Source organism: Pseudarthrobacter sp. HLT1-3, assembly GCF_059383535.1.
The window spans coordinates 151075-171192 of record NZ_JBWZCJ010000009.1 but is presented as its reverse complement, the minus strand read 5'-3'; the positions used below and the strand labels follow the sequence as shown (position 1 = coordinate 171192).

The following is a 20118-nucleotide window of genomic DNA, read 5'->3' as shown; positions in this document are numbered from 1 at the left end:
TACCACCGCAGGCCCACCGTCCCGGGCGCCCCCAGCCACGCCGGCATCAACTACAAAGAAACCAACCAGCTGTCACCAACAGCTTGATATATACCGAACTTCCCGACGATTTCGAGGTCATCCGGCGAACTCGCGCAATGGGCGGAGCGATGATCCGTCTCAGCTGCCGGAGCGGCCGCGGACGAAGCCGGCCAGGAGCGCCGGGCCTTCGCTGAGCACCAGCTCGCGGAACAGCCGCACCGGGTCCGGCTCGGCGTCCGGCCCGCCACGCCGTTCCCGCCAGGCTAGTCCGATTTCCCGGAAGGCAAGGCCTGAATCCAGGGCGAGCTCGACCCAGCCGAGATCGCCCGACTGCGCCGGCGTGTGGCGGCCGGGGGCAAGTCCGCCGGGCGGGAGGATGCTCACCCCGAGTCCCGCCGAGACGAGACCCCTGGCCGTGTGGGTGTCCTGGCTCTCGAAAGCGATCCGGGGCCGAAACCCTGCCTCGCGGAACAGCGCGTCCGTCAGCGAGCGCATGCCGTAACCGGAGCCCATCGCGACGAATGGGTCCCGCCGGATGTCCGCCAGGTGCGCCCGACGGCGGTTCGCGAGGGGATGCCGGTGGTGGACGACCAGCCGCAGCGGTTCCCGGTACAGGGCGGCCGAGGAGATCAGCCGGCTCGGCGCCGCGACCGGGGCGGTCAGTGCCAGGTCCGCGTCGCCGGCGGCCAGTTCCGCCAGGCAGCCGTCCCGTGCGCCCTGGCGAAGGTCGAAGGCCGGCTGGGGATGGCGGCCGCGGAAGGCGCTGATCAGCAGCGGCAGCATCGCCTCGCCGAAGGTGTGCTGGAAGGACACCGCAATCCGGCCCCGCACCACCTCTGATTCGTGCCGGACCAGGTCCAGCCCGGTCTGGAACTCGCCCAGCGCAGCCTCGATGTGCGGCAGGAGTGCCCTGGCAGCCGGACTCAGCCGAACCCCGCGGCCGTCGCGGATCAGCAGTTCCGTTCCGATGATGTTGCTGGCCCGGGCGATTCCCCGGCTGACCGTTGACTGAGGCAGTCCCAGCACGTCGGCGGTCGCCGTGATGTGCTGGGTGCGCCCGAGCTCGGCCAACAGTGGCAGCAAGGGCAGCAGTTGGACCAACTGTTTATGCTCCACGTCCATGACCACTCCCACATCGTTCCAAATTTGCTATTGATTCTATGCGAATCATGCATTGGAAGCATGGCTGAGAAGGGCCTATTCTGGGGGGATGCCACGATTCCCGCCGCTGCGCCGCCCTGTCTCCGCCGGAGAAGTACCCGCCGCTGCGTGGCTGGGGCATCCGAAGGGCTCGCCGGCGTACAACAAGATTCTCGCCGGACTGGCGTTCGCCGGTGTCGCCACCTTCGCCCAGCTGTACTCCACCCAGGCCGTGCTGCCGATGATGGCGGCGGAACTGCAGGTCACGGCGGCCGAGGCGGCGCTCACGATCTCGCTGGCCACCGTGGGGCTGGCCGTGACGGTGCTGCCGTGGTCCTTCCTGGCCGACCGCATCGGCCGGGTCCGCGCCATGATGTGGGGCATCTCGGCGGCGACGGTGCTGGGCCTGCTGGTTCCGCTCGCTCCCACTTTTCCGATGCTGCTGGGCCTGCGGATGCTCGAAGGCATGGCGCTGGGCGGCATCCCCGCCATCGCCATCGCCTACCTCAACGAGGAGGTCAACAAAGCCCACGCCGCACTGGCGGCCGGAACCTATGTCGCCGGCACCACCCTCGGCGGGCTGGCCGGCCGGCTGCTGGCCGGGTTTGTCGGCGAACTTTGGGGATGGCGGGCCGCCGCCCTGTCCGTCTCGATCATGGCCGCAGTTGCCGCCGCACTGTTCCTGGTCCTGGTCCCGCAGGCCCGGGGCTTCACCACCGCGGCAGCCAGCGGCTTCCGCGGCGCGCTCCGGACCCTGGCGGGCCACGGCCGGAACCCGCGGCTGCTGGCCCTCTATGTCCAGGCGTTCCTGCTGATGGGTGGGTTCGTTGCGGTCTACAACTACCTCGGCTTCCGGCTGTCCGGGGAACCCTTTAGCCTGCCGGCCACCATCATCAGCCTGATCTTTCTGGCCTACCTCTCCGGAACCGTGTCCGCGCGCTGGGCCGGCGGACTGACGAAGCGGTTCGGGCGGCGTACGGTGCTGATCGCCGGAACGGTGCTGATGGTGGCTGGTCTGGCCCTGACGCTGACGCAACTGCTGGCGCTGATCCTGGTGGGCCTGCTGCTGTTCACCGGCGGCTTTTTCGCGGCACACAGTGTCGGCGCAGGCTGGACCGGTGTGATCGCAACGACCGGCCGCGCACAGGCTGCCTCACTCTACAACCTCGCCTATTACCTCGGCTCCAGCGTCATCGGCTGGGCCGGCGGGCTGGTTTTCCAGTCACTGGGCTGGACGGCGCTGGCCCTGAGCGTGATCGGGCTTGCCTGCACGACGGCGGTGGTCACCGCCGTCGTGCAACCCGCCCGGCCGGCGGACGGGTCGCCGGCCCGCGGCTGAATCGCCAGCCGACGGCTGCGTCACCGCCCGGCTGAGTCGCCGTCCTGCTGAGTCGCCAGGCTGCGGCCGAGCAGCCGTTTGGGGACGGCCCCTGGGTGTCGTGTCAGCGGGCGGCTTCAATGGCCTGCATGAGGTCGGCCACGATGTCGGACGGGTCCTCGAGGCCCACGGACACGCGCAGGAGGCCGGCGTGCGGTTTGGCATCGGCGGCAACCGGCCGGTGGGTCAGCCCGGCAGGGTGCTGGATCAGCGTGTCGATGCCGCCCAGCGAGACCGCATGGGTGATCATCCCGACGGAGGAGGGAACGCGTTCGGCGTGCTCCGCGCTGCCCACCTCGAAGGCGATCAGCGAGCCGGGGCCGGACATTTGCGTCCCGACCAGGCCCTGCGGGTCGCACTCCGGCAGCCCCGGATAGAAGACCCGCCGGACCAGACCGTGTTCGGCCAGGGCCGCAGCGACCTTCTGCGCGCTTGCCTGCTGGGCGCGCACCCGGACCGGCAACGTGGCCAGGCCGCGGTGGAGCAGGTAGGCGGGCCAGGGCGTAAGGATTCCGCCGGTGACGGCCCGGATCTGGCGCAGCCGCGTGGTCCACTCGGGCGCTGCGGCCACCACACCGCCCATGGCATCCCCGTGTCCGCCGAGGAACTTGGTGGCGCTGTGCAGGACCATGGCGGCACCGTGCCCGAAGGGGCGCTGGAGGATCGGGCTGGCGAAGGTGTTGTCGACCAGGAGCGGGACACCGTCCGCAGCCGCGGCCACGCGGGCGATGTCGACCAGCTCAAGGCTCGGGTTGGCCGGTGTCTCGAGGATCACCAGGCCGGTGTCGGGCCGGAGCGCGGCGTGCACGCCCTCCGGCGTGGTGAACGTGACGTCGTTGCCGAGCACTCCCGAGGCAAGCAGGTAGTCGCTGCCGCCGTAGAGCGGCCGCACCGCGACCACGTGCTTCTTCCCGGTCGCGACGACGGCGAGCAGTACGGCGCTGAGCGCTGCCATGCCGGTAGCAAACGCCACAGCCTCTGGGGCGTCCTCGAGGACGGCAACGCCCTCCTCGAACCGCGCCACGGTGGGATTCCAGAGCCGCTGGTAGACGGTGCTCTGGCCCTCCTGGTGGGTGCCGCCAGTGGCCATGTGCTCATACGCGAGACCGCCGTCGTGCACGGAGGGAAGCGGTGCAGTGGTGGACAGATCGATCGGAACGGCATGGACGCCCAGTTCTGTGAGGCCGTTGCGGCCGGCGTGGACGGCCAGCGAGTCTTGAGAAAGCACCTTGCTCCTTATGAATATTCACCGTTGAATTCCGCAAGTATCTGGCAATAATTCGGGGTTTTGTAGAGCCGGCGAATGGAAGTGCCGGAATGCCCCGTTTATGATGAACTGACAACACTTCAAGGAGGACCCGTGAGTAGCAGTGCGAAGAATCTTCGGCCGGGCGTGGGTGCCGGCGAGCCGCTGGACGCGATCGATGAGCGGCTGCTCGCGGCGCTGGTGGCCGATGCCCGGATCTCGAACAAACAGCTGGCCGAGCTGGTCGGCATCGCCCCTTCCACCGCCCTGATGCGCACCCGGGCGCTTTCCGAACGCGGGATCATCCAGGGGTTCGAGGCGAAGCTGAGCCTGTCCGCGATCGGCCGCTCCGTCCAGGCACTCATCGCCGTCCGGCTCCGCGCCCACGACCGCGAGCAGATCGACCGCTTTACCGCCCGGGTCCCGAAGCTTCCGGCTGTGCTCTCGACCTTCCACACCTCGGGTTCGGTGGACTACCTGCTGCACATCGCCGTCGCCACCACCGAGGACCTCCGCGACTGGGTGCTGGACAACCTGGCCACCGATCCGGTGGTGGGACACACCGAAACGACCCTCGTGTTCGACCACATCCAGGGCAACCAGGGCCCGCTGCCGGACTAGGCGCGGCTTCCGCGCAAGGGCGGGGGCCGTTAGCGGCTTCGGTCCGGCGCGGTCAGGCCCGGTCCGGCGCGGTCAGGCCCGGCGCAACGCCCCGCGCAGCGTGATGGCGGCCAGGGTCACCGCCGCGATCGAACACAGCACGACGAAGCCGGCGACCGCCGCCTGCAGACCGACCACCCCCGCGGCAAGCCCCAGGCCGATCACGGGGAAGGCGCTGCCCAGGTACGTGATGACATAGACGGTGCTGATGATCTGCGCATGGCGGGAGGCCTCGACCTTGCCGGCCACGTCGTTGAAAACGGTCCGGAAGGACACCCCCTGGCCGAACCCGGCGGTGATGCTCGCGATGATGAGCAGCCACGGGCTGCTCCAGGCCGCGGCCGCCGCGATCAGCAGTACGGACACGGCAAGCATGCCCAGTCCGACCGGCACCACGAAGCGTCCCCGCACGGCGGTCAGCTGGCTGAGGGCGGAGGACCCGAGGGTCAGTCCCGCCAGCAGCCCGATCAGCGGGCGGGAATCGGCATGGACAATCTGGGCGAAATAGCCCGGCGCCAGGGAGAGGCAGAAACCGAAGACGGCAAAGCTGAGGAACCCCACCGCGGACGCCAGCCAGAACGCGCCGCGTGCCTCAGCGGAAATCGATGGCCGGCGCGGCGCCAGCACGCTCAGCGGCTGCGGACCCGAGACGGAGGTGATGGCCGGACGGGCCTTGAGCAGGTACAGCGGGACGAGCAGCACGACCAGGACCAGGGAATGCAGGTAATACGGCGTGGACGTAGGCCCCGGCAGCAGGGACAGCACTCCCCCGATCGCCGGACCGGCCGCCACCCCGCCGGCGGAAGCCAGCAGGGTGAACCGGGAGGCCCACTCGGGACGGCTGGGCAGCAACTCCCGCAGCGCCGCCGAACTGGCGCCCGTGGCAAGAGCCACCGCAACGCCCTGCAGGGCCCGGCCGGCACACAGCGCGAACAGGCTGTCCGCCGTGGCAAAGACCGAGCCGCCGGCAAGGCCCACCAGCACGGCGAGAACCAGGGCCGCCCGGCGGCCGATGTGGTCGGACCAGTGGCCGGCCAGGATCAGGGTGGCCACCAGAGCCAGGACGTACGCGGAGAAGGCCACGGTCACGTCGAACGAGGTGATGCCGAGTTTGGCCTGAAGCAGCGGGTAGAGGGGCGTGGCGAGATTCGCGCCGACCAGCAGCGTGAAGATCACGACGCCGGCCATCACCAGCCGTGCGGTCGTGGACGCATCCCAGCCCCAGCGGTCTGCCGTGGCCGGGCGCATCCGGAGTTCGCTGAAGACAGTCATGTCCGTGCCCTTGCGTGGAAGCGGGCCGCGTGTTCCCTGTGATGGGGGAACCGCCAGCCCGTGAAGATTTGATAGATCAAGACTGCGGCATAGCTGATCCCAACGGCTAAATTCCATGCCAAAATTGATCAAAACAGTCAATCAGTTGCCGCCTGAATGAACCGGAGTGATGACTTGAACAGCCTCGACCCCACTGACCTGAAGATTCTGCTGGAACTGATCCGCGATCCGCGGATCCAGATTGGCGAGCTCAGTGAAACCCTGGGCATCGCACGCAACACCGCGCAGTCCCGGGTGCGGCGCATGCAGCGTTCCGGCCTGCTGCACGACGGCGGCCGCGAAATTGATCTTGAAGCGGTGGGATACGACGTCGTCGCCTTCGTCACCATCGAGGTCAACCACCGGGAACTCGACGGTGTGGTGGGTGCCCTGCGCCTGATCGCACAGGTCCTGGAAGTCCATGAGATCTCCGGCCGCGGCGATGTATGGTGCCGGGTGGTGGCCACCGACACGCACAACCTGCAGGCCGCGCTGCGCTCCATTCTTCGGATCAAGGGCGTCATCCGGACGGAGACAGTGCTCGCCCTGCACACTCACATCCAGTACCGCACCGAACCGCTGATCAGCCGGCTGGCCCAGGGCAGCTCTCTGGCCCCCGCCCGTCAGAAGTGATCTCCCGGTTCGGCCAGCCGCCGCGGCAGGCCGGCTGCGTGGCACCGGCCGCGGAAGACAGGATAATGAGCCCGTGACTATCATCGATAATGCCGTCTACGTTGACGGCGTCCGCAGCGCCGAGCCGCAGAGCCTCGAGCAGACCTTTGAGACCCTGAGCGAGCACGGCGGGATGGCCTGGATCGGGCTCTACCGGCCGACGGAGGGCGAGATGGCCGCGGTCGCGGCGGAGTTCGGCCTGCACAGCCTCGCCGTGGAAGACGCCATTTCGGCCCACCAGCGCCCGAAACTGGAACGCTACGACGACATCCTCTTCACGGTGCTGCGGCCCGCACGGTACCTGGACGCGACCGAAACCGTGGAATTCGGTGAAGTCCACGTATTCACCGGCAGGAACTTCGTCGTCACCGTCCGGCACGCCGAAACCGGCGGGGTGGCCCAGGTGCGGCGAAAACTCGAGCGCCATCCCGACCTCCTGTGCCACGGTCCGGAGGCAGTGCTCTACGCCCTCATGGACCAGGTCGTGGATGATTACCTCCCGGTCGTCGCGGGTCTGGAAAACGACATCGACGAGATCGAGGACCAGCTGTTCAGCGGCGACCCGGCGGTTTCCCGGCGGATTTACGAACTGGCCCGCGAGGTCATCCAGTTCCAGCGCGCCATCCATCCACTCCCGGCCATGATCCAACTGCTCCGGCGCGGCTTCGAAAAGTATGAGGTGAAAGCGGAGCTCCAGCACAACCTCCGCGACGTCGAAGACCACGTGGAGCGGCTGATCTCTCGTGCCGATTCCTTCCGGGACCTCCTGCAGAACGCCCTCACCCTCGACGGCACGCTGACGGCCAACCGCCAGAACGAGGCCAGTGCCGAGCAGAACGAGCAGGTGAAAAAAATCTCGTCCTGGGCGGCCATATTCTTCGCACCCTCGGTTGTCGCTGGCGTCTACGGGATGAATTTTGACCGGATGCCCGAACTGCAGTGGAGCTTTGGCTATCCAATGGCAATCGGGCTGATGGCGGCCACCGCTGCGCTGATGTACGGCGTCTTTAAGAAGAAGGGGTGGCTCTGACCGGGAGACCCGGCGGGGGAGCGCGCGTGTAGTCTGGCGTCATGAGCGCGCGGCGGGACCGGTTCCGGGACATCGTGGAGACCCTGACGAGGCACGGCCTGGGCTTCGCATTGGGGAACCTTGGACTGGACGGGCTACTGACCGACAACGGGCCCCTGGGGCAGCACCGGCTTCCGCCCCGGGGCGTGAGCCTGCCGGTGCGCCTCCGGCTCGCCCTGGAAGATCTCGGAGCCGTCTACATCAAGTTCGGCCAGATCGTGTCCACCCGCACCGATGTGCTCCCACCGGAGTACGCCACCGAACTCGCGAAGCTCCAGGATGACTCCCCTCCCATCACTGCCGCCGAGGTCCGCGCCGTCATCGCCGAGGAGCTCGGCGCCTCCTCGGACCTGCTGCTCCATGCGCTGGATGACACTCCCCTTGCGACCGGGTCCATCGGCCAGGTCCACTGCGGGCGGATCGGGGACGGGCAGGTCGCCGCTTCGGGGGTCTCCGGTGCCGCCGCCGGCGGAGGGCAGCCGATCGACGTCGTGGTCAAAGTCAGGCGGCCCGGCGTGGTGGCCCAGATCAATGAGGATCTGGAGATCATGGCCGAGCTGGCCAAACGGGCGGAGCGGGCCTCCACCAGGGCCGCCGGCGTCCACTTGGCGGCGCTCGTGGATGATTTCTCCCAGACCCTCCGCGCCGAGCTGGACTACCTCCAGGAAGCCCGGAACGCGGAACATTTCGCCGAGAACTTCGCCGGCGACCTCCGTGTCCACATCCCCCGGGTGTTCTGGCAGACCACCACCTCCCGGGTCCTCACGCTCGAGCGCATCCGGGGCATCAAGGTCAACGACGCGGCGGCGCTCCGGGAAGCCGGGATCGACGCCGGGCAGCTGGCCCGGCGGGCCTGCAACGTCCTGCTCAAGATGGTGTTCGAGGACGGCTTCTTCCACGCCGACCCCCATCCGGGAAACTTCTTCGTGGAGGCAGACGGCCGTCTTGGCATCATCGACTTCGGAATGGTCGGCCAGGTCAGCGACACCACGCGCGATCAGCTGGTGCGAATGCTCCTGGCCCTCGTTGAGCAGGATGCCGCCCGGCTGACCACTGCCCTGGTCCGCATGTGCGGGGCGGAGCCGAACGGCGGCTTCGACGGGCTGCAGAGCGCCCTGGCGCGGATGGTGGACCGCTACGCCGGGCGGCCGCTCGCGGAGATTCCGATTGTGGCGGTGCTGACCGAACTCGCGGGCCTGCTGCGCGAACACCGGCTCCGGCTACCGCGGGAGACAGCCCTCATGCTGAAGATGCTGGTGATGGCGGACGGCCTGGGCAAACAGCTGGATCCGGGATTCGAACTGACCACCCAGCTGGTTCCCTTTACGCAGAAGATCATCCTCGGTTCGCTGTCGGTTGAGGCCCTGGCGGAACGGCTGAAGAAGCTCGGCCGCGAAGCTTTGCGCCTCGGGACGGACGCACCGGAGATCCTCCGCCGGGTTGTGGACGTCCTGGAGCGCGGCGGCATCGACATCCATTTCCGGGCGGATGAGCTGGACCGGCTGATGGATAAGGCAGACCGGACCGGGAACCGGATTGTCGCCGGACTAATTACCGCCGCCCTGATCAACGCCGTCGGGGACCTCGTTTCGGTCCAACCCGACCGCTGGCGCAACTGGCCTAAGACCCTCTTCACCGCGGGGATCGGCGGTGTCGGTGCCCTGGGCGCCTACCTGGCCCTCACCGCCCGGCACCGGAAGTAGCCCGCCCGTCAGCGGCGTTGCCGCGCCTGCGCGACCAGCCGGCTGAACGCGAAGACGAACACTGCCTCGATCAGCACCATGAGCCCGAGCAGCAGCCACTGGCTTTCGCCGATGAAGACAACCGCGCCGGTCACCACCAGGACGGTGCCCAGGATCAGGGCGTACACGGCGAAGCCGATGGCGACCTTCGCGCTGCGGACGCCCGTGCGGAAGCCGAAGCCCACCGGTTCACCGCCGGGGTACCCGGCCACGCGGTCGGGTCCGGCCGGCTTGAGCCTGTCGAATTCCTCCCACGGGTCGCGGGCCTGATCCTGTTCGGTCATGCTTCCATTATCCCGCGGCGACGGCGGTATGCGGGTTTCCGTTTCCGGCAGTCACATTTCCCGGCAGGCGGGCGTCGGGCTGCCAGCTGCGGGGCGACGCGGACGGCGCCGGCAAACGGCGCTGACCGGACGGCGGTTAGGCGACGCGGACGGCGATTTCGCCCGGGGCCGCCCCGTCAGCGCCGAACACGAGGTGGCGGTTGGCGATTTTTTCGCTGAAGAACCGGTCGTGGCTGACCACGACAACGGCTCCGGGGAAGTGCACCAGCGCCCGTTCCATGACCTGGGTGCTGGACATGTCCAGGTGGTTGGTCGGCTCGTCCAGCAGCAGCACCGAGGCGCCGGAGAGGAGGCACTGCGCCATGGCGACGCGGGCCTTTTGCCCGCCGGAGAGGTTCCCAATTTTCTGCTTGAGGTCCGCCTCGGAGAACTGGAACATGGCGAGGAAGCGGTTGACGGATTTCTTGGTGGCGCTGAAGGCCAGGCTGCCGGGCAGTGCGTTGACCGCGTGGGAGACCGTGTCGGCGTCGTCGAGGTCCTCGAGCATCTGGTTGTAGGAGACAAAGCCGGGCCCCTTGGCCCAGGCCACCTCACCGGAATCGGATTGCTCCTCGCCGGTCAGCACCTTCAGGAGAGTGGACTTGCCGCTGCCGTTGGAGCCGAGGACCACGATCCGGTTGCCGCGGCGGATTTCGAAGGACAGGTCCTCGAACAGCAATTTCTCCCCGTAGGCCTTGCCCAGTCCCTCCACCCGGCAGAGGACGTCCTTGACGTGCAGGCCGCCGTAGATCTCGGTGACGATCTGGTCGACGGGCCGGGGCGTGCGGGACTTCTTGATCTTGGCCAGCTGGTTGCCCAGCCCACGGCTGTCCGCCTTGGCTGCCTCCCGGCGGTCTGCGATCCCTTCGGCTTCAAAGGCCAGCAGCTCGGATTCGTGCACAAACTGCTGCTCAAGGGTCTTGAGGCGGAACTGTTTCTGCACCACGTACTCGGCGAAGTTGCCCGGGTATTCGTGCAGGTGGAAGTTCTCCACTTCGATGATCCGGGTGACGACCGCGTCCAGGAACTTCCGGTCGTGCGAGACGATGATCGCGGCGCCCTTGAAGTCCCGGAACCAGTTCTCGAGCCATTCGACGCCGTCCACGTCCAGGAAGTTGGTGGGCTCGTCCAGCAGCAGCACGTCGGGGCCTTCGAGCAGGATCTTCGCCAGGGCGGCGCGGTTGCGCCAGCCGCCGGAAAGCTCGTCGATCGCGCAGCTGCGGTGGGCCTCGTCGAAGCCCAGGGTGGTGAGGACCGTGTCGATGCGGCGCGGGTAGTCCCAGCCGTCGAGCCGGTCCATGTCCTCGAACAGCTCCGCCTGGCGGCTGATGAGCCGGTCGAGGTCGGCTTCCGCTGGTTCGGCTGCGATCGATGCGTCGATGCCGGCCAGTTCGGCCTCGACCGCCCTGATTTCGGAAAACAGCGCGTCGAGCACTTCAAGAATCGTGGCTTCCCCGTTAAGTTCGGAGAACTGCGAAAAGTAACCCACCTTGGTCCCGAGTTCCATGGTGACCGTGCCGGTGTCCGGCACCACCTGGTCCAGGGCCAGTTTGAGGATGGTGGTCTTGCCGGAGCCGTTCTTGCCGATCAGGCCCACCCGGTCGCCGGGCTCGAGACGGAAGAAGGCCTCCCGGAGAATCTGGGTGTTGTCGAAGCGCACGCTGACGTCTTGCAGCCGGATCAGGCTCATGGGTATTTCACTCTCGATGTTGGGTCGGAACGGCGTGGGCGCGGGAGAAGCAGCGCGGGACTAGCGGGGTACGAGCCGCCACAGCGAGGTGACCTCTGCCGCGCGGGCTGCGTACAGCGGATCGTTGCGGTCGGAGGCCTTTGGGTGGGTTGGCTTGGTGTCGGACCGTTCCAGAACCTTTAGCCCGGCCGCCTCGATGGCTCCCAGCAGTTCGTTCCGGGTCCGCAGACCGAGGTGCTCGGCGAGGTCCGAGAGGATCAGCCAGCCCTCACCGCCGGGCTCCAGATGGTCGGAAACCTCGTTCAGGAAGCGGAACAGCATCCGGCTGCCGGGGTCGTAGACGGCGTTGTCCAGGGAGGAATGCGGCGTGGCCGGAATCCAGGGCGGGTTGCACACGATCAGGGGTGCGCGGCCGGGCGGGAACATGTCGCCCAGGACAGCCTCGGCGCGGTCCTGGAGCCCAAGATTCCGGAAATTCTCGACGGCGCACGCAATCGCGCGGGGTTCGTTGTCCGTCGCCACCACGTGCTGGACTCCGCGGCGGGCGAGCACGGCAGCGAGCACCCCGGTGCCAGTCCCGACGTCGAACGCCAGCACGTCCGACGGCAGCGGAGCGGCCGCCAGCAGGTCAACGTACTCGCTGCGGGTCGGGAAAAAGGTGCCGTAGTGCGGATGGATGCGGCCCTGCAGGGCCTCGACGTAGACGCCGTTCCGCCGCCACTCATGGGCACCGATGGCCCCGACAAGCTCGTGCAGGGATACCACCGAAGGTTCGGCGATGTCCCCGTACGCCTCCGCGGCGGCTGCCTGGATGTCCGGAGCGCGCCGAAGGGGCACCACCGGGCCCGGGTCCAGCGGAATCAGCAGCAGGCCGAGAATACGCGCGCGGTGCGATCGGGACTGGCGGTGCCGGTAGAACTCATCGGCCGGGGTGTCCGCGATCTTTTTCTTCCCGGTGCCCAGGCGCCGGTCGAGGGCGTTGAGAATCTGCCGGGCATTGTGGAAGTCGCCCTGCCAGAGCATGGCGATGCCCTGAGAGGCCATCCGGTTCGCGTCATCGGCGGTCAGGGAGTCCGTGACCACTTCGACCCGCGCGGGTGCGGGTCGTCCGTTCGCGGACCGCCAGCGCGCGGACCTGGGCTGGCCGCCATCGGTCCACGTCACGACGGCGGGCCCGTCGACGGCGGCTGCCTGGGGGGACGTGCCGGTCGGCGTCGGGGTATCCAGGGGGCTGCCCGGCACGGCGGTGGCGATAAGAGTTCCAATCCCAGAATCCGAGGGCGGAAGCTGAAGGTTGCGGGGGGATTCGGCGATGCACTGGCGATCGGGTCCAGGGTTTCGCGGACAATCGTCCGGTCACGAACCGCGTTTGAGGATGGCAAGTTGCCAGCTGACGTACCTTCTCAGGATACAGGCGGGCGCCGGCAGCCATCCGCCCAGGCTGGGAGGTATGGCGCCGGACCAACTGTTACTGCGTGATGCGGCTGCGCACGATCTCGCTGACGGCCTTGCCGTCGAAGCGTCCGGCGACCTTGGCGGTCACCGGCTTCATCACTGCGCCCAGCTGGCGCATGGTCAGTTCGGTGCCGTCGGCGGTGAGATCACCGATGACGCCGTCGACGATGGCCTCCACCTCGGCCGCGGTCAGCGCCTTCGGCAGGTAGGCCTCGATGATTTCGGCTTCAGCGATTTCCGCCGCGGCCCGCTCGGACTCCCCCGCCTCGGTGTAGATGCGGGCGGTGTCGCGGCGCTTGGCGGCTTCCTTTTGCAGCAGGGACGTCACCTGGGCGTCGTCCAGCACGACCGGGGTCTTGCCGGACTTCTCGCGGGTTTCGATTTCGCCCAGGACATTGCGCACCGTGGTGAGTGCGACCTTGTTGCGGTCCTTCATGTGGCCAACGACGTCGGCGTGCAGGCGTTCTTTTAGGGTGGTCATGATTCTCCTCGTCTCACCGGACAGGATATCGGGCTGGCGCCCGGCGAAGTGCCGTGGCGGTGACGGAGCGCTCACGCCGGAGGAAGATGAAGCCCCATTGTGTTCTCACGCTCGGTCAGGAAAGGATGCGCGCGACCCGCTCACGGCTCCGCCAATGATCCCGGCCAGACCCAGTGGGACGGCAGCCAATGCCCCGATGTGCGGCAGCAGGCTGGCGCCGGCCGCCAGGTTAAGCCCGCCGATGACGACGGCGGGGGCTGACACCATGACGGTAACCCAGAAAGGATAGCCGCGATAGCGCGTCCAGCCGGCGGCGGCCAGGCCCAGAATGGCTCCGGTGAGGATCAGGGTGCTGCCCAGCCGGTCCCGTTCAAAGGCATTGGTGACTGTCCCGGTGTACAGCGTTTGTCCCAGTCCCAGGCAGAGCAGGACGATTCCCGCGGCTGCGGCGCCGGCCCATGCCGTTCGGGCCGCGACGGACGATCCTTTCATGAGGCTCCTGCGTCTCTTGATGAACTGGAACGTTTGCGAGCAGTGCCCTCGTTGGGCGTCAGGGTGCCGGCCCGCCACGGCTTGGTCCGATTCTCGTAGCTACATGTCTCCGTAACCGGATCGTACGCCAGAATGCTTCCGCCGGCGGTGGATGCCGCCAAATGCGGGGCCACCAGCTCACTCAGAGGCCGCTGCGCCCCGCCCACAGCCCATGCAGCAAAGGAATCACCGACGCGATCATCAGGACACTGCCGAGCACGGAGTCGTCCGACCGGACCACAGAACCTGCGATGAGCAGGGCGCTGAATACCAGTGCCGATGCCGATCGTTGCACCGTGCGGTCAAGACGTCCCAGCTGCCGCTCGAGGCGCGGATTGGCAACCGACAGCGAACCGTCCTCGATTCGGGTGAGAAGCCCATTCAGACGTTTCGGCAGACCCAGTGCTACCCCGGCGGCATCGAACGCCTGCTGTGCCACATCCTGCACGATGTTGCCACGCTCGTCGCGCAGCAACTGCGCCGCATAGGGTTCGACCGAGTCCCACAGATTGAACCGGGGATCCAGCGAGCTACTGACTCCGGACGTCAGTGACATCGCCCGGATAATGAGCAGGAAGTTCTCCGGCAACTGGAACGGCAACGAGCGAACCACGTCACCGAACTCCACCGCAAAATCACGGAACTCCCTCGGGTCCACCTCGCGAAGCTCGGCGAAGCCCATCCCGCCAAACCGGGCGAAGAGATGCGTCATCGCGCGCTCAAGTTCGACCGTGTCGGCTGAGGGCACCAGCACGCCCACGTCGCTGATCGCGGTCATCAATCCCTTCCCGTCACGCGAAGCGGCCGCGATAAGCAGCTTCCGCAGGCCGCTGCGCGTTCTCGCCGGGACCTCGCCCATCATGCCGAAGTCGATGAACGTCAGCTTCCATGGGCGCTCTGTGGACGTATCGGTAGCCGGAGTGACAAAGATATTGCCAGGGTGCGGATCGGCGTGAAAAAACCCGTTGGTGAACAGCTGGTCGAACATGACCGACGCGAAAACCGGGGCAACCTGGGCCGGATCGATGCCCGCAGCCCGAAGCGCCTCCGAGTCCGTGATCTTGATCGCCGTGACATCTTCGAGGGTAAGCACGCGGCGCGTGCTCCGCTCCCATACGACGTCTGGCACACTCACGGCGTCGTCGTCGGCGAAATCAGCAGCGAACCGCACCGAATTCGCCGCCTCATTGAGGTAGTCGATCTCCTCAAGGCTAATCTGCGCAAACTCCTCAACCAGGGCGCGCATGTCGGCGCGATCGGACACCAGACGCACGTGGCTGAGCCAGCCACCCACTTTGCGCAGGGCCGCCAGGTCGACGTCGACAATGGCGTTGATGCCCGGTCGCTGTACTTTTATCACCACACTGTCGAGCCCGGTGTCTGCGGCATCGCCCGGAAGAAGCCTCGCCCGGTGCGCCTGTCCGAGGGACGCTGCCGCGATCGGCGTCTCCTCGACCGAGGCGAACAGCTGGTCCAGCGGCGCACCCAGCTCCGCCTCGGCCAGGCTTCGGATCGCGGCGAACGAAACCGGGGGCACCTCGTCCTGCAGTCCCTCAAGTTCCTTGGTGATCTCGGGCGGCAGCACGTCGAGCCGGGAGGACAGGAACTGGCCGACTTTGATCATGAGGCCGCCAAGGTCCACCGCGAGCACATGAAAGCGCTGCGCGAAGCGCCGCATCCTCTGCGCCCTGGTGCGCTCGGCAATTCTGGCCAGCCCGAGGCGAGGGAGGAACAGCTCAAACCACCAGGTCACCGCCAGGTGCCAGGCGGCGAAGCGCAGGATGCGCCGGTAGCGGGCCCGGGTGTCCCCGGCGCCGGGTACCGGATCTGCCCGGTCCCGACGGACCGACGTCACAACCTCAGCCCTGCGCGAGGATCGAGTACAGCCGACGGCGTGCGTCGTCGAGGACCTTCACGGCCTCCTGTACCTGCTCCCGCGAGCCGGTGCGTCCCACCTGCGCCGCGGCCTGTGCGAGCTCGACGCCCGCCTTGGGCAGCGCCGCGAATCCGGTGCCCGACGCCGGTTCCGTCGGCTCCCAGGGCGCCGAGGCATCGGCACCCGCTACTTCCTCGCGGCCTGCTTCGGTCAGCGAGTAGATCTTGCGGCCGTTGGATTCCTCGGCACTGATGAATCCCTCATCGGCCAGCAGCTGCAGCGTCGGGTAGACCGAGCCGGCGCTGGGCTTCCAGCTGCCGCCGCTGCGCTCTTCGATTTCACGGATGATCTGGTAGCCGTGCATCGGCCGCTCCGCGAGCAGTGCCAGCACCGCCGATCGCACCTCGCCGCGACCGGCGCGGCTGCCCGAGCGTTTCTCAAACCTGGAACGCAACTCCTCAACGGCTTCCCATATGCCGTCGACGTTGTTGCCGCGAAATCCGCCTGCCGGGTATGAATTACGCATCATGCTCTCCTCGGTGAGTCGTGAACGATATACAGCGATACTCAACGATACATCTGTGTGCTCAGTGGGAACCAGGGTTCGGGAACCGATGGAGCGGGACGCAACACCCGACGGCCCCGGCGATGCCGTCGACTGCGAAACGGGTACAACCCAGATCCTGCGGGGGGGAATGATCACGTTTTTAGACCTGCTGTGGCAGCTGATCGAGTCCAAACGGTCGGTAAGCGCCAACTTGCCTATCCCGGCACTGAAGGGTACGGAACCCCTGCAATTGTGGAGCTAAGGAGATTCGAACTCCTGACCTCTTCGATGCGAACGAAGCGCTCTACCAACTGAGCTATAGCCCCGAAGCAACGCCGGTCCCGAAGGAACGGCGTTGCCGGTGTCCCTAGGCTACAAACTATCCGCCTGCTTTGCCAGCCAGCCGCTGAACGTGTCGCCGGCGCAGCCCTCCTCCGGAACGAGGTTCAGCCCCGCGCGCAGGTATTTGCCCATGGCGCCGGGCAGCGGAATCCTGACCAGGCGTGCACCGGATCCGGTGGCGGCCTTCCATTGCCGGGCGAGCTCAGCCATGTCCTGGATCTCTGGGCCGCCGATGGTGCGCACGCTGTGCCGACCGCCCCCTGATGGCTCGAGCACAGCAGCAAGCAGGGCCGCGGCAACGTCGGCGGGCGCAATCGGCTGGAACCGGGCGCCCTTCACCACCGGGATGATCCGCAGCCTGGAACCCGAGGCAAAAATCGCTGCGAGCAGCGAATGGAACTGGGTCGCCCGGAGCGCGAGAGTTTCAAGTCCCGACTGCTCGTAGACGCGTTCCTTGGCTGCCTTGGACGCGTAGTAACGGAAGCTGCTCCGGTCACAATTGACGATGGACAGCACAACGGCCCTGGCCACGCCGGCGTCCTGGGCGGCGGCGAGCAACCGGGCGCCGCCGTCAGCGAAATTCTTCAGGGCCCTACCGGAGCGTCCCTCCAAACAGTCGATCACGACGTCGGCCCCGGCCAATGCCGCGGCCAGCCCCTCCCCCGTGGCGACGTCGGCTGCGAAGTACTCCGCCCCCTCGGTCCGCAACGGCGCTCCGGCGGGCGGCGATTTCCGGCTGAAAACTGCGACGTCGTGCCCGGCCGTGACGGCCTGCCTCACGACTTCACGGCCCACCTGGCCGGTTCCCCCGGCAACGCAGATTCGTGTCATGCCTTGAGGCTACCGGCATGAGCGCCTGGTTTCTCGCTCCGGACCGAAGCCGCGCGATCCGGAGGACGCAAAAGCCCCGGGCCGCCATTGCTGGCAGCCCGGGGCTTTGCGGGATATGGCTTAGGCCCGGCGCCGCTGCAGGACGTCGTCCAGGTTGCTCAGGGCGCTTTGCGCTTTGCCCAGGGGTTTCGGTTCGCTGTCCGCGCTGGGGCTGCCGGCCGGCGGCTGCGACAGGCCCTGCTTGAGCGACGGTTTTCCGACGGCCTTCGGGGCGTCCGGCAGGTCGAGCGGTTCAGGTGCGGCCCGCTCGGCCTTCGCGGCTTCCACGTAGGTGGGCCTGGGAACCTCCACCGGTTCCCAGCTGGATCCTTCAACACTGCCGGAGCCCTGCGCGCCGCGGACCGAAGTATCGCCTGAGGCCACGGCTTCCGCCAGGGCCGCTTGGCGGAGCTCCTGGGCGGTCAGCGGCTTGGGCGCCGGCCGGCGTTCTGCTGTCTCTGCCTGGGCGTCGAAGAGCGGGCTTTCGGCCCGCTCTCGGGGCTCCTCTTCCCGCAGCGGCATTCGCGCAGGGGCCGTCCTGGCCGGGCGTGCCGGTGCGCTCATGGCCGCCCGGAACGCGGCGTTCATTCGGCGGCGGCGGTCCCGGACCGCGAGCCAGCGGAGGGTGAAGACGGCGGCTGCTGCGGTAAGCAGCGCCACGACGGGCAGCCAGACCGAACCGACGCCGAAGACTCGCAGGGCTGCCGACACGACACCAGTCAGCAGCGAGAGCAGACCGGCCAGCGCGAGCGCCAGCCGGCCGTAGCGGATTTTGAAAGCCGTAACGGGAGCTGAAGGCTTTGAGCCGCCGTCGGCCACGGTGGTCCCCGAGACGGACTGGGTGCGCTGGGTACTGGTCATGGGTTTCTCCTGCTGGGCCGCCATCTTCATGACGTTCCCGGCTTGCGGGGCTGTTGTTTCTAGATCGATGACGTCCGCCGCGAGCTCGCCCGCAGGCTGCAGCTGGTGGCGTCCGTTCCGGAGAATGTAGGGGGCAACCCACACAATCCAGAGCGCAACAGCAATGACAAGGATCACAGAGCTGCTAAGAGGGAAGTCCACATCAAAACCGTATGAGCAATGCGCGGCCGGGCGCCGCATTGTCCCCGGTGTGTCGCGGCGGGAACTGACAATTGACTGGATTTAGGACGAAAGTGCTGGTCAGGAGGGCCCTGGGGCTCACTCCGGACGGTTCTGAAGCCACCGCTCCAGCAGCCCTTCCGGAACCTCTTCTGCGGTCAGCGCAAAGCTCCGGTGATCGGCCCACTCGCCGTTGATATGGAGAAACCGCGGCCGGTAACCTTCGTCGCGAAAACCTAGTTTCTCGACCACCCGCAGGCTGGGACCGTTTTCGGGGCGGATGTTGATCTCCATCCGGTGCAGCCCGAGGGTCTGGAAGCAATAGTCCGTCACCAGCGCCACGGCAGCCGGGGCAATGCCCCGGCCGGCCCGGCCCTTGTCCACCCAGTAACCCAGGGTGGCCATCATTGCCGAGCCCCACACAATGGAGGACACCGTCAGTTGTCCCACGATCACAGGTTCCCGGAAGCCCGGGGTCCGCTCGGTGATCAGAAACGGGAGAGCTGTCGCCAGGGCCGCCTGGGACTTGAGGGAGCGCACCATCGCGCGGTAGTCGGGAAGCCCACCCCCGGGAACAGGGTTGGACGCTTCCCAGGGGGCGAGCCACTCCTGATTGCGGGAGCGGACGTCGGTCCATTCTTTGCGGTCCCGGTACCGGATGGGGCGCAACACGAGGTCGCCGCTTTCCAGCGTGACCGGCCAGCTGAAGCCGCCCGCCACCGGAACTACTTGGTCAGGCTGGGAGCGAGGCTCGAAGCGAAGCCCGGCAGCCATTCCCGCAGGCCGGGGCCCAGGTCCTCACTGTCGCAGGCGAGCTGGACACAAGCCTTAAGGTAGCTGAGCTTGTCACCGGTATCGTAGCGGCGGCCGCGGAAGACCACGCCATACACGCCATGACCTTCTCCGTCGCCGGCGGCGAGTTCCTGCAGCGCGTCGGTGAGCTGGATTTCGCCGCCGCGTCCGGGCTCAGTGTGTTCCAGCACCTCAAAGACCGCGGGGTGGAGAACATAGCGGCCGATGATGGCGAGGTTGGACGGGGCGTCTTTGACGTCGGGCTTCTCGACGAGGTGCTTGATCCGGACGAATTCTTCGCCACCGATCGCCTCGATGTCGGCGCAGCCGTAGGCGCTGATCTCGGAGGGCTCGACCTCAATCAAAGCAATCACCGATCCCCCGGTCTTCGCCTGGACCTCGATCATGGTGCTGAGCAGTTCGTCGCGGGCGTCGATCAGGTCATCGCCCAGCAGGACAGCGAACGGCTCGTAACCCACGTGCTGCTTTGCGCGGAGCACGGCGTGGCCCAGGCCCATCGGATCGCCCTGGCGGACGTAGTGGATATCGCCAAGGTTGCTGGCGGCCTGAATCGATTCCAGCTTGGCGGTGTCTCCCTTGGCGGCCAGGGTGGCTTCCAGCGTGGGGACGCGGTCGAAGTGGTCCTCAAGCGCGCGCTTGCTGCGTCCGGTGATCATCAGGATGTCGTTTAGCCCGACCTTGACGGCTTCCTCCACGACGTACTGGATGGCCGGTTTGTCGACGACGGGCAGCATTTCCTTGGGCATCGCCTTCGTGGCCGGAAGGAATCTGGTTCCGAGGCCGGCTGCGGGAATGACGGCCTTGCGGACGGGAGCGTTGGGTGTAGTCACTCGTCTAATCTAACGGAGGGACCAAACATTGCGTAATCATT

Annotated in this window: 19 protein-coding genes and 1 tRNA gene; 5 read left to right on the top strand and 15 right to left on the bottom strand. The window is 67.3% G+C overall.

Annotation, left to right across the window (positions count from 1 at the left end; genetic code table 11):
• Window positions 1-159: 159 nt before the first annotated feature.
• Window positions 160-1143, bottom strand: coding sequence for a LysR family transcriptional regulator (locus tag AC50X9_RS10355; protein ID WP_494893166.1), 984 nt, complete (start codon window positions 1141-1143; stop codon window positions 160-162).
• A gap of 88 nt (window positions 1144-1231) precedes the next feature.
• Between AC50X9_RS10355 and AC50X9_RS10350 the strand changes: the two genes are divergently transcribed.
• On the top strand, window positions 1232-2500 hold the full coding sequence (locus tag AC50X9_RS10350) for an MFS transporter (protein ID WP_494893164.1): 1269 nt from the start codon (window positions 1232-1234) through the stop codon (window positions 2498-2500).
• Between the two features lie 103 nt (window positions 2501-2603).
• Here AC50X9_RS10350 and AC50X9_RS10345 read toward each other — a convergent pair whose 3' ends face one another.
• Window positions 2604-3767 (bottom strand): trans-sulfuration enzyme family protein, encoded by a 1164-nt coding sequence (locus AC50X9_RS10345; protein ID WP_494893162.1) that lies wholly within the window; start codon window positions 3765-3767, stop codon window positions 2604-2606.
• A gap of 132 nt (window positions 3768-3899) precedes the next feature.
• On the opposite strand from AC50X9_RS10345, the gene AC50X9_RS10340 reads away from it, so the two are divergent.
• Window positions 3900-4406, top strand: a complete 507-nt coding sequence (locus AC50X9_RS10340; RefSeq protein WP_494893156.1) for an Lrp/AsnC family transcriptional regulator — start codon at window positions 3900-3902, stop codon at window positions 4404-4406.
• Window positions 4407-4478: 72 nt separating this feature from the next.
• Here AC50X9_RS10340 and AC50X9_RS10335 read toward each other — a convergent pair whose 3' ends face one another.
• Window positions 4479-5717 (bottom strand): MFS transporter, encoded by a 1239-nt coding sequence (locus AC50X9_RS10335; RefSeq protein ID WP_494893151.1) that lies wholly within the window; start codon window positions 5715-5717, stop codon window positions 4479-4481.
• Between the two features lie 174 nt (window positions 5718-5891).
• Here AC50X9_RS10335 and AC50X9_RS10330 point away from each other — a divergent pair, with 174 nt between their 5' ends.
• From AC50X9_RS10330 to AC50X9_RS10320, 3 genes are all read left to right on the top strand, one after another.
• Window positions 5892-6389: an Lrp/AsnC family transcriptional regulator gene (locus AC50X9_RS10330; protein ID WP_494893149.1), complete on the top strand. Its 498-nt coding sequence runs from the start codon at window positions 5892-5894 to the stop codon at window positions 6387-6389.
• Window positions 6390-6462: 73 nt separating this feature from the next.
• Window positions 6463-7458: a magnesium/cobalt transporter CorA gene (gene corA, locus AC50X9_RS10325; protein ID WP_494893147.1), complete on the top strand. Its 996-nt coding sequence runs from the start codon at window positions 6463-6465 to the stop codon at window positions 7456-7458.
• A 41-nt stretch (window positions 7459-7499) separates the two neighbouring features.
• The gene (locus AC50X9_RS10320) at window positions 7500-9200 is read left to right on the top strand and encodes an ABC1 kinase family protein (protein WP_494893145.1); all 1701 of its coding nucleotides are present in this window, start codon (window positions 7500-7502) and stop codon (window positions 9198-9200) included.
• 8 nt (window positions 9201-9208) lie between these two features.
• Here the strand turns inward: AC50X9_RS10320 and AC50X9_RS10315 are convergent, their stop codons facing one another.
• The 12 genes from AC50X9_RS10315 to galU form a co-directional block, all read right to left on the bottom strand.
• Complete coding sequence (locus AC50X9_RS10315) at window positions 9209-9523, bottom strand: hypothetical protein (RefSeq protein WP_494893143.1); 315 nt, start codon at window positions 9521-9523, stop codon at window positions 9209-9211.
• Window positions 9524-9659: 136 nt separating this feature from the next.
• Entirely contained in the window at window positions 9660-11252 is a 1593-nt protein-coding gene (locus AC50X9_RS10310; RefSeq protein WP_494893139.1) for an ABC-F family ATP-binding cassette domain-containing protein, read from the bottom strand.
• A 60-nt stretch (window positions 11253-11312) separates the two neighbouring features.
• Window positions 11313-12416: a methyltransferase gene (locus AC50X9_RS10305; RefSeq protein WP_494893180.1), complete on the bottom strand. Its 1104-nt coding sequence runs from the start codon at window positions 12414-12416 to the stop codon at window positions 11313-11315.
• Window positions 12417-12720: 304 nt separating this feature from the next.
• Window positions 12721-13188, bottom strand: a complete 468-nt coding sequence (locus AC50X9_RS10300; RefSeq protein ID WP_494893134.1) for a GatB/YqeY domain-containing protein — start codon at window positions 13186-13188, stop codon at window positions 12721-12723.
• A 105-nt stretch (window positions 13189-13293) separates the two neighbouring features.
• On the bottom strand, window positions 13294-13680 hold the full coding sequence (locus AC50X9_RS10295; protein WP_494893132.1) for a hypothetical protein: 387 nt from the start codon (window positions 13678-13680) through the stop codon (window positions 13294-13296).
• 181 nt (window positions 13681-13861) lie between these two features.
• Entirely contained in the window at window positions 13862-15574 is a 1713-nt protein-coding gene (locus AC50X9_RS10290) for an ABC1 kinase family protein (protein ID WP_494893130.1), read from the bottom strand.
• A 4-nt stretch (window positions 15575-15578) separates the two neighbouring features.
• Entirely contained in the window at window positions 15579-16121 is a 543-nt protein-coding gene (locus tag AC50X9_RS10285) for a PadR family transcriptional regulator (RefSeq protein WP_494893178.1), read from the bottom strand.
• 274 nt (window positions 16122-16395) lie between these two features.
• A tRNA-Ala gene (locus AC50X9_RS10280) sits at window positions 16396-16468 on the bottom strand.
• 46 nt (window positions 16469-16514) lie between these two features.
• Window positions 16515-17315 (bottom strand): SDR family oxidoreductase, encoded by an 801-nt coding sequence (locus AC50X9_RS10275; protein ID WP_494893128.1) that lies wholly within the window; start codon window positions 17313-17315, stop codon window positions 16515-16517.
• 120 nt (window positions 17316-17435) lie between these two features.
• The gene (locus AC50X9_RS10270; RefSeq protein ID WP_494893126.1) at window positions 17436-18416 is read right to left on the bottom strand and encodes a hypothetical protein; all 981 of its coding nucleotides are present in this window, start codon (window positions 18414-18416) and stop codon (window positions 17436-17438) included.
• 117 nt (window positions 18417-18533) lie between these two features.
• On the bottom strand, window positions 18534-19154 hold the full coding sequence (locus AC50X9_RS10265; protein WP_494893124.1) for a GNAT family N-acetyltransferase: 621 nt from the start codon (window positions 19152-19154) through the stop codon (window positions 18534-18536).
• Window positions 19155-19159: 5 nt separating this feature from the next.
• On the bottom strand, window positions 19160-20077 hold the full coding sequence (galU, locus tag AC50X9_RS10260; RefSeq protein ID WP_494893122.1) for a UTP--glucose-1-phosphate uridylyltransferase GalU: 918 nt from the start codon (window positions 20075-20077) through the stop codon (window positions 19160-19162).
• Window positions 20078-20118: the final 41 nt, after the last annotated feature.

Coding starts and splice junctions, on each gene's coding strand:
- AC50X9_RS10350 (WP_494893164.1), top strand. CDS start 1,232: ATGCCACGATTCCCGCCGCTGCGCCGCCCTGTCTCCGCCGGAGAAGTA.
- AC50X9_RS10335 (WP_494893151.1), bottom strand. CDS start 5,717: ATGACTGTCTTCAGCGAACTCCGGATGCGCCCGGCCACGGCAGACCGC.
- AC50X9_RS10275 (WP_494893128.1), bottom strand. CDS start 17,315: ATGACACGAATCTGCGTTGCCGGGGGAACCGGCCAGGTGGGCCGTGAA.
- AC50X9_RS10300 (WP_494893134.1), bottom strand. CDS start 13,188: ATGACCACCCTAAAAGAACGCCTGCACGCCGACGTCGTTGGCCACATG.
- AC50X9_RS10285 (WP_494893178.1), bottom strand. CDS start 16,121: ATGCGTAATTCATACCCGGCAGGCGGATTTCGCGGCAACAACGTCGAC.
- AC50X9_RS10310 (WP_494893139.1), bottom strand. CDS start 11,252: ATGAGCCTGATCCGGCTGCAAGACGTCAGCGTGCGCTTCGACAACACC.
- AC50X9_RS10295 (WP_494893132.1), bottom strand. CDS start 13,680: ATGAAAGGATCGTCCGTCGCGGCCCGAACGGCATGGGCCGGCGCCGCA.
- AC50X9_RS10315 (WP_494893143.1), bottom strand. CDS start 9,523: ATGACCGAACAGGATCAGGCCCGCGACCCGTGGGAGGAATTCGACAGG.
- AC50X9_RS10320 (WP_494893145.1), top strand. CDS start 7,500: ATGAGCGCGCGGCGGGACCGGTTCCGGGACATCGTGGAGACCCTGACG.
- AC50X9_RS10355 (WP_494893166.1), bottom strand. CDS start 1,143: ATGGACGTGGAGCATAAACAGTTGGTCCAACTGCTGCCCTTGCTGCCA.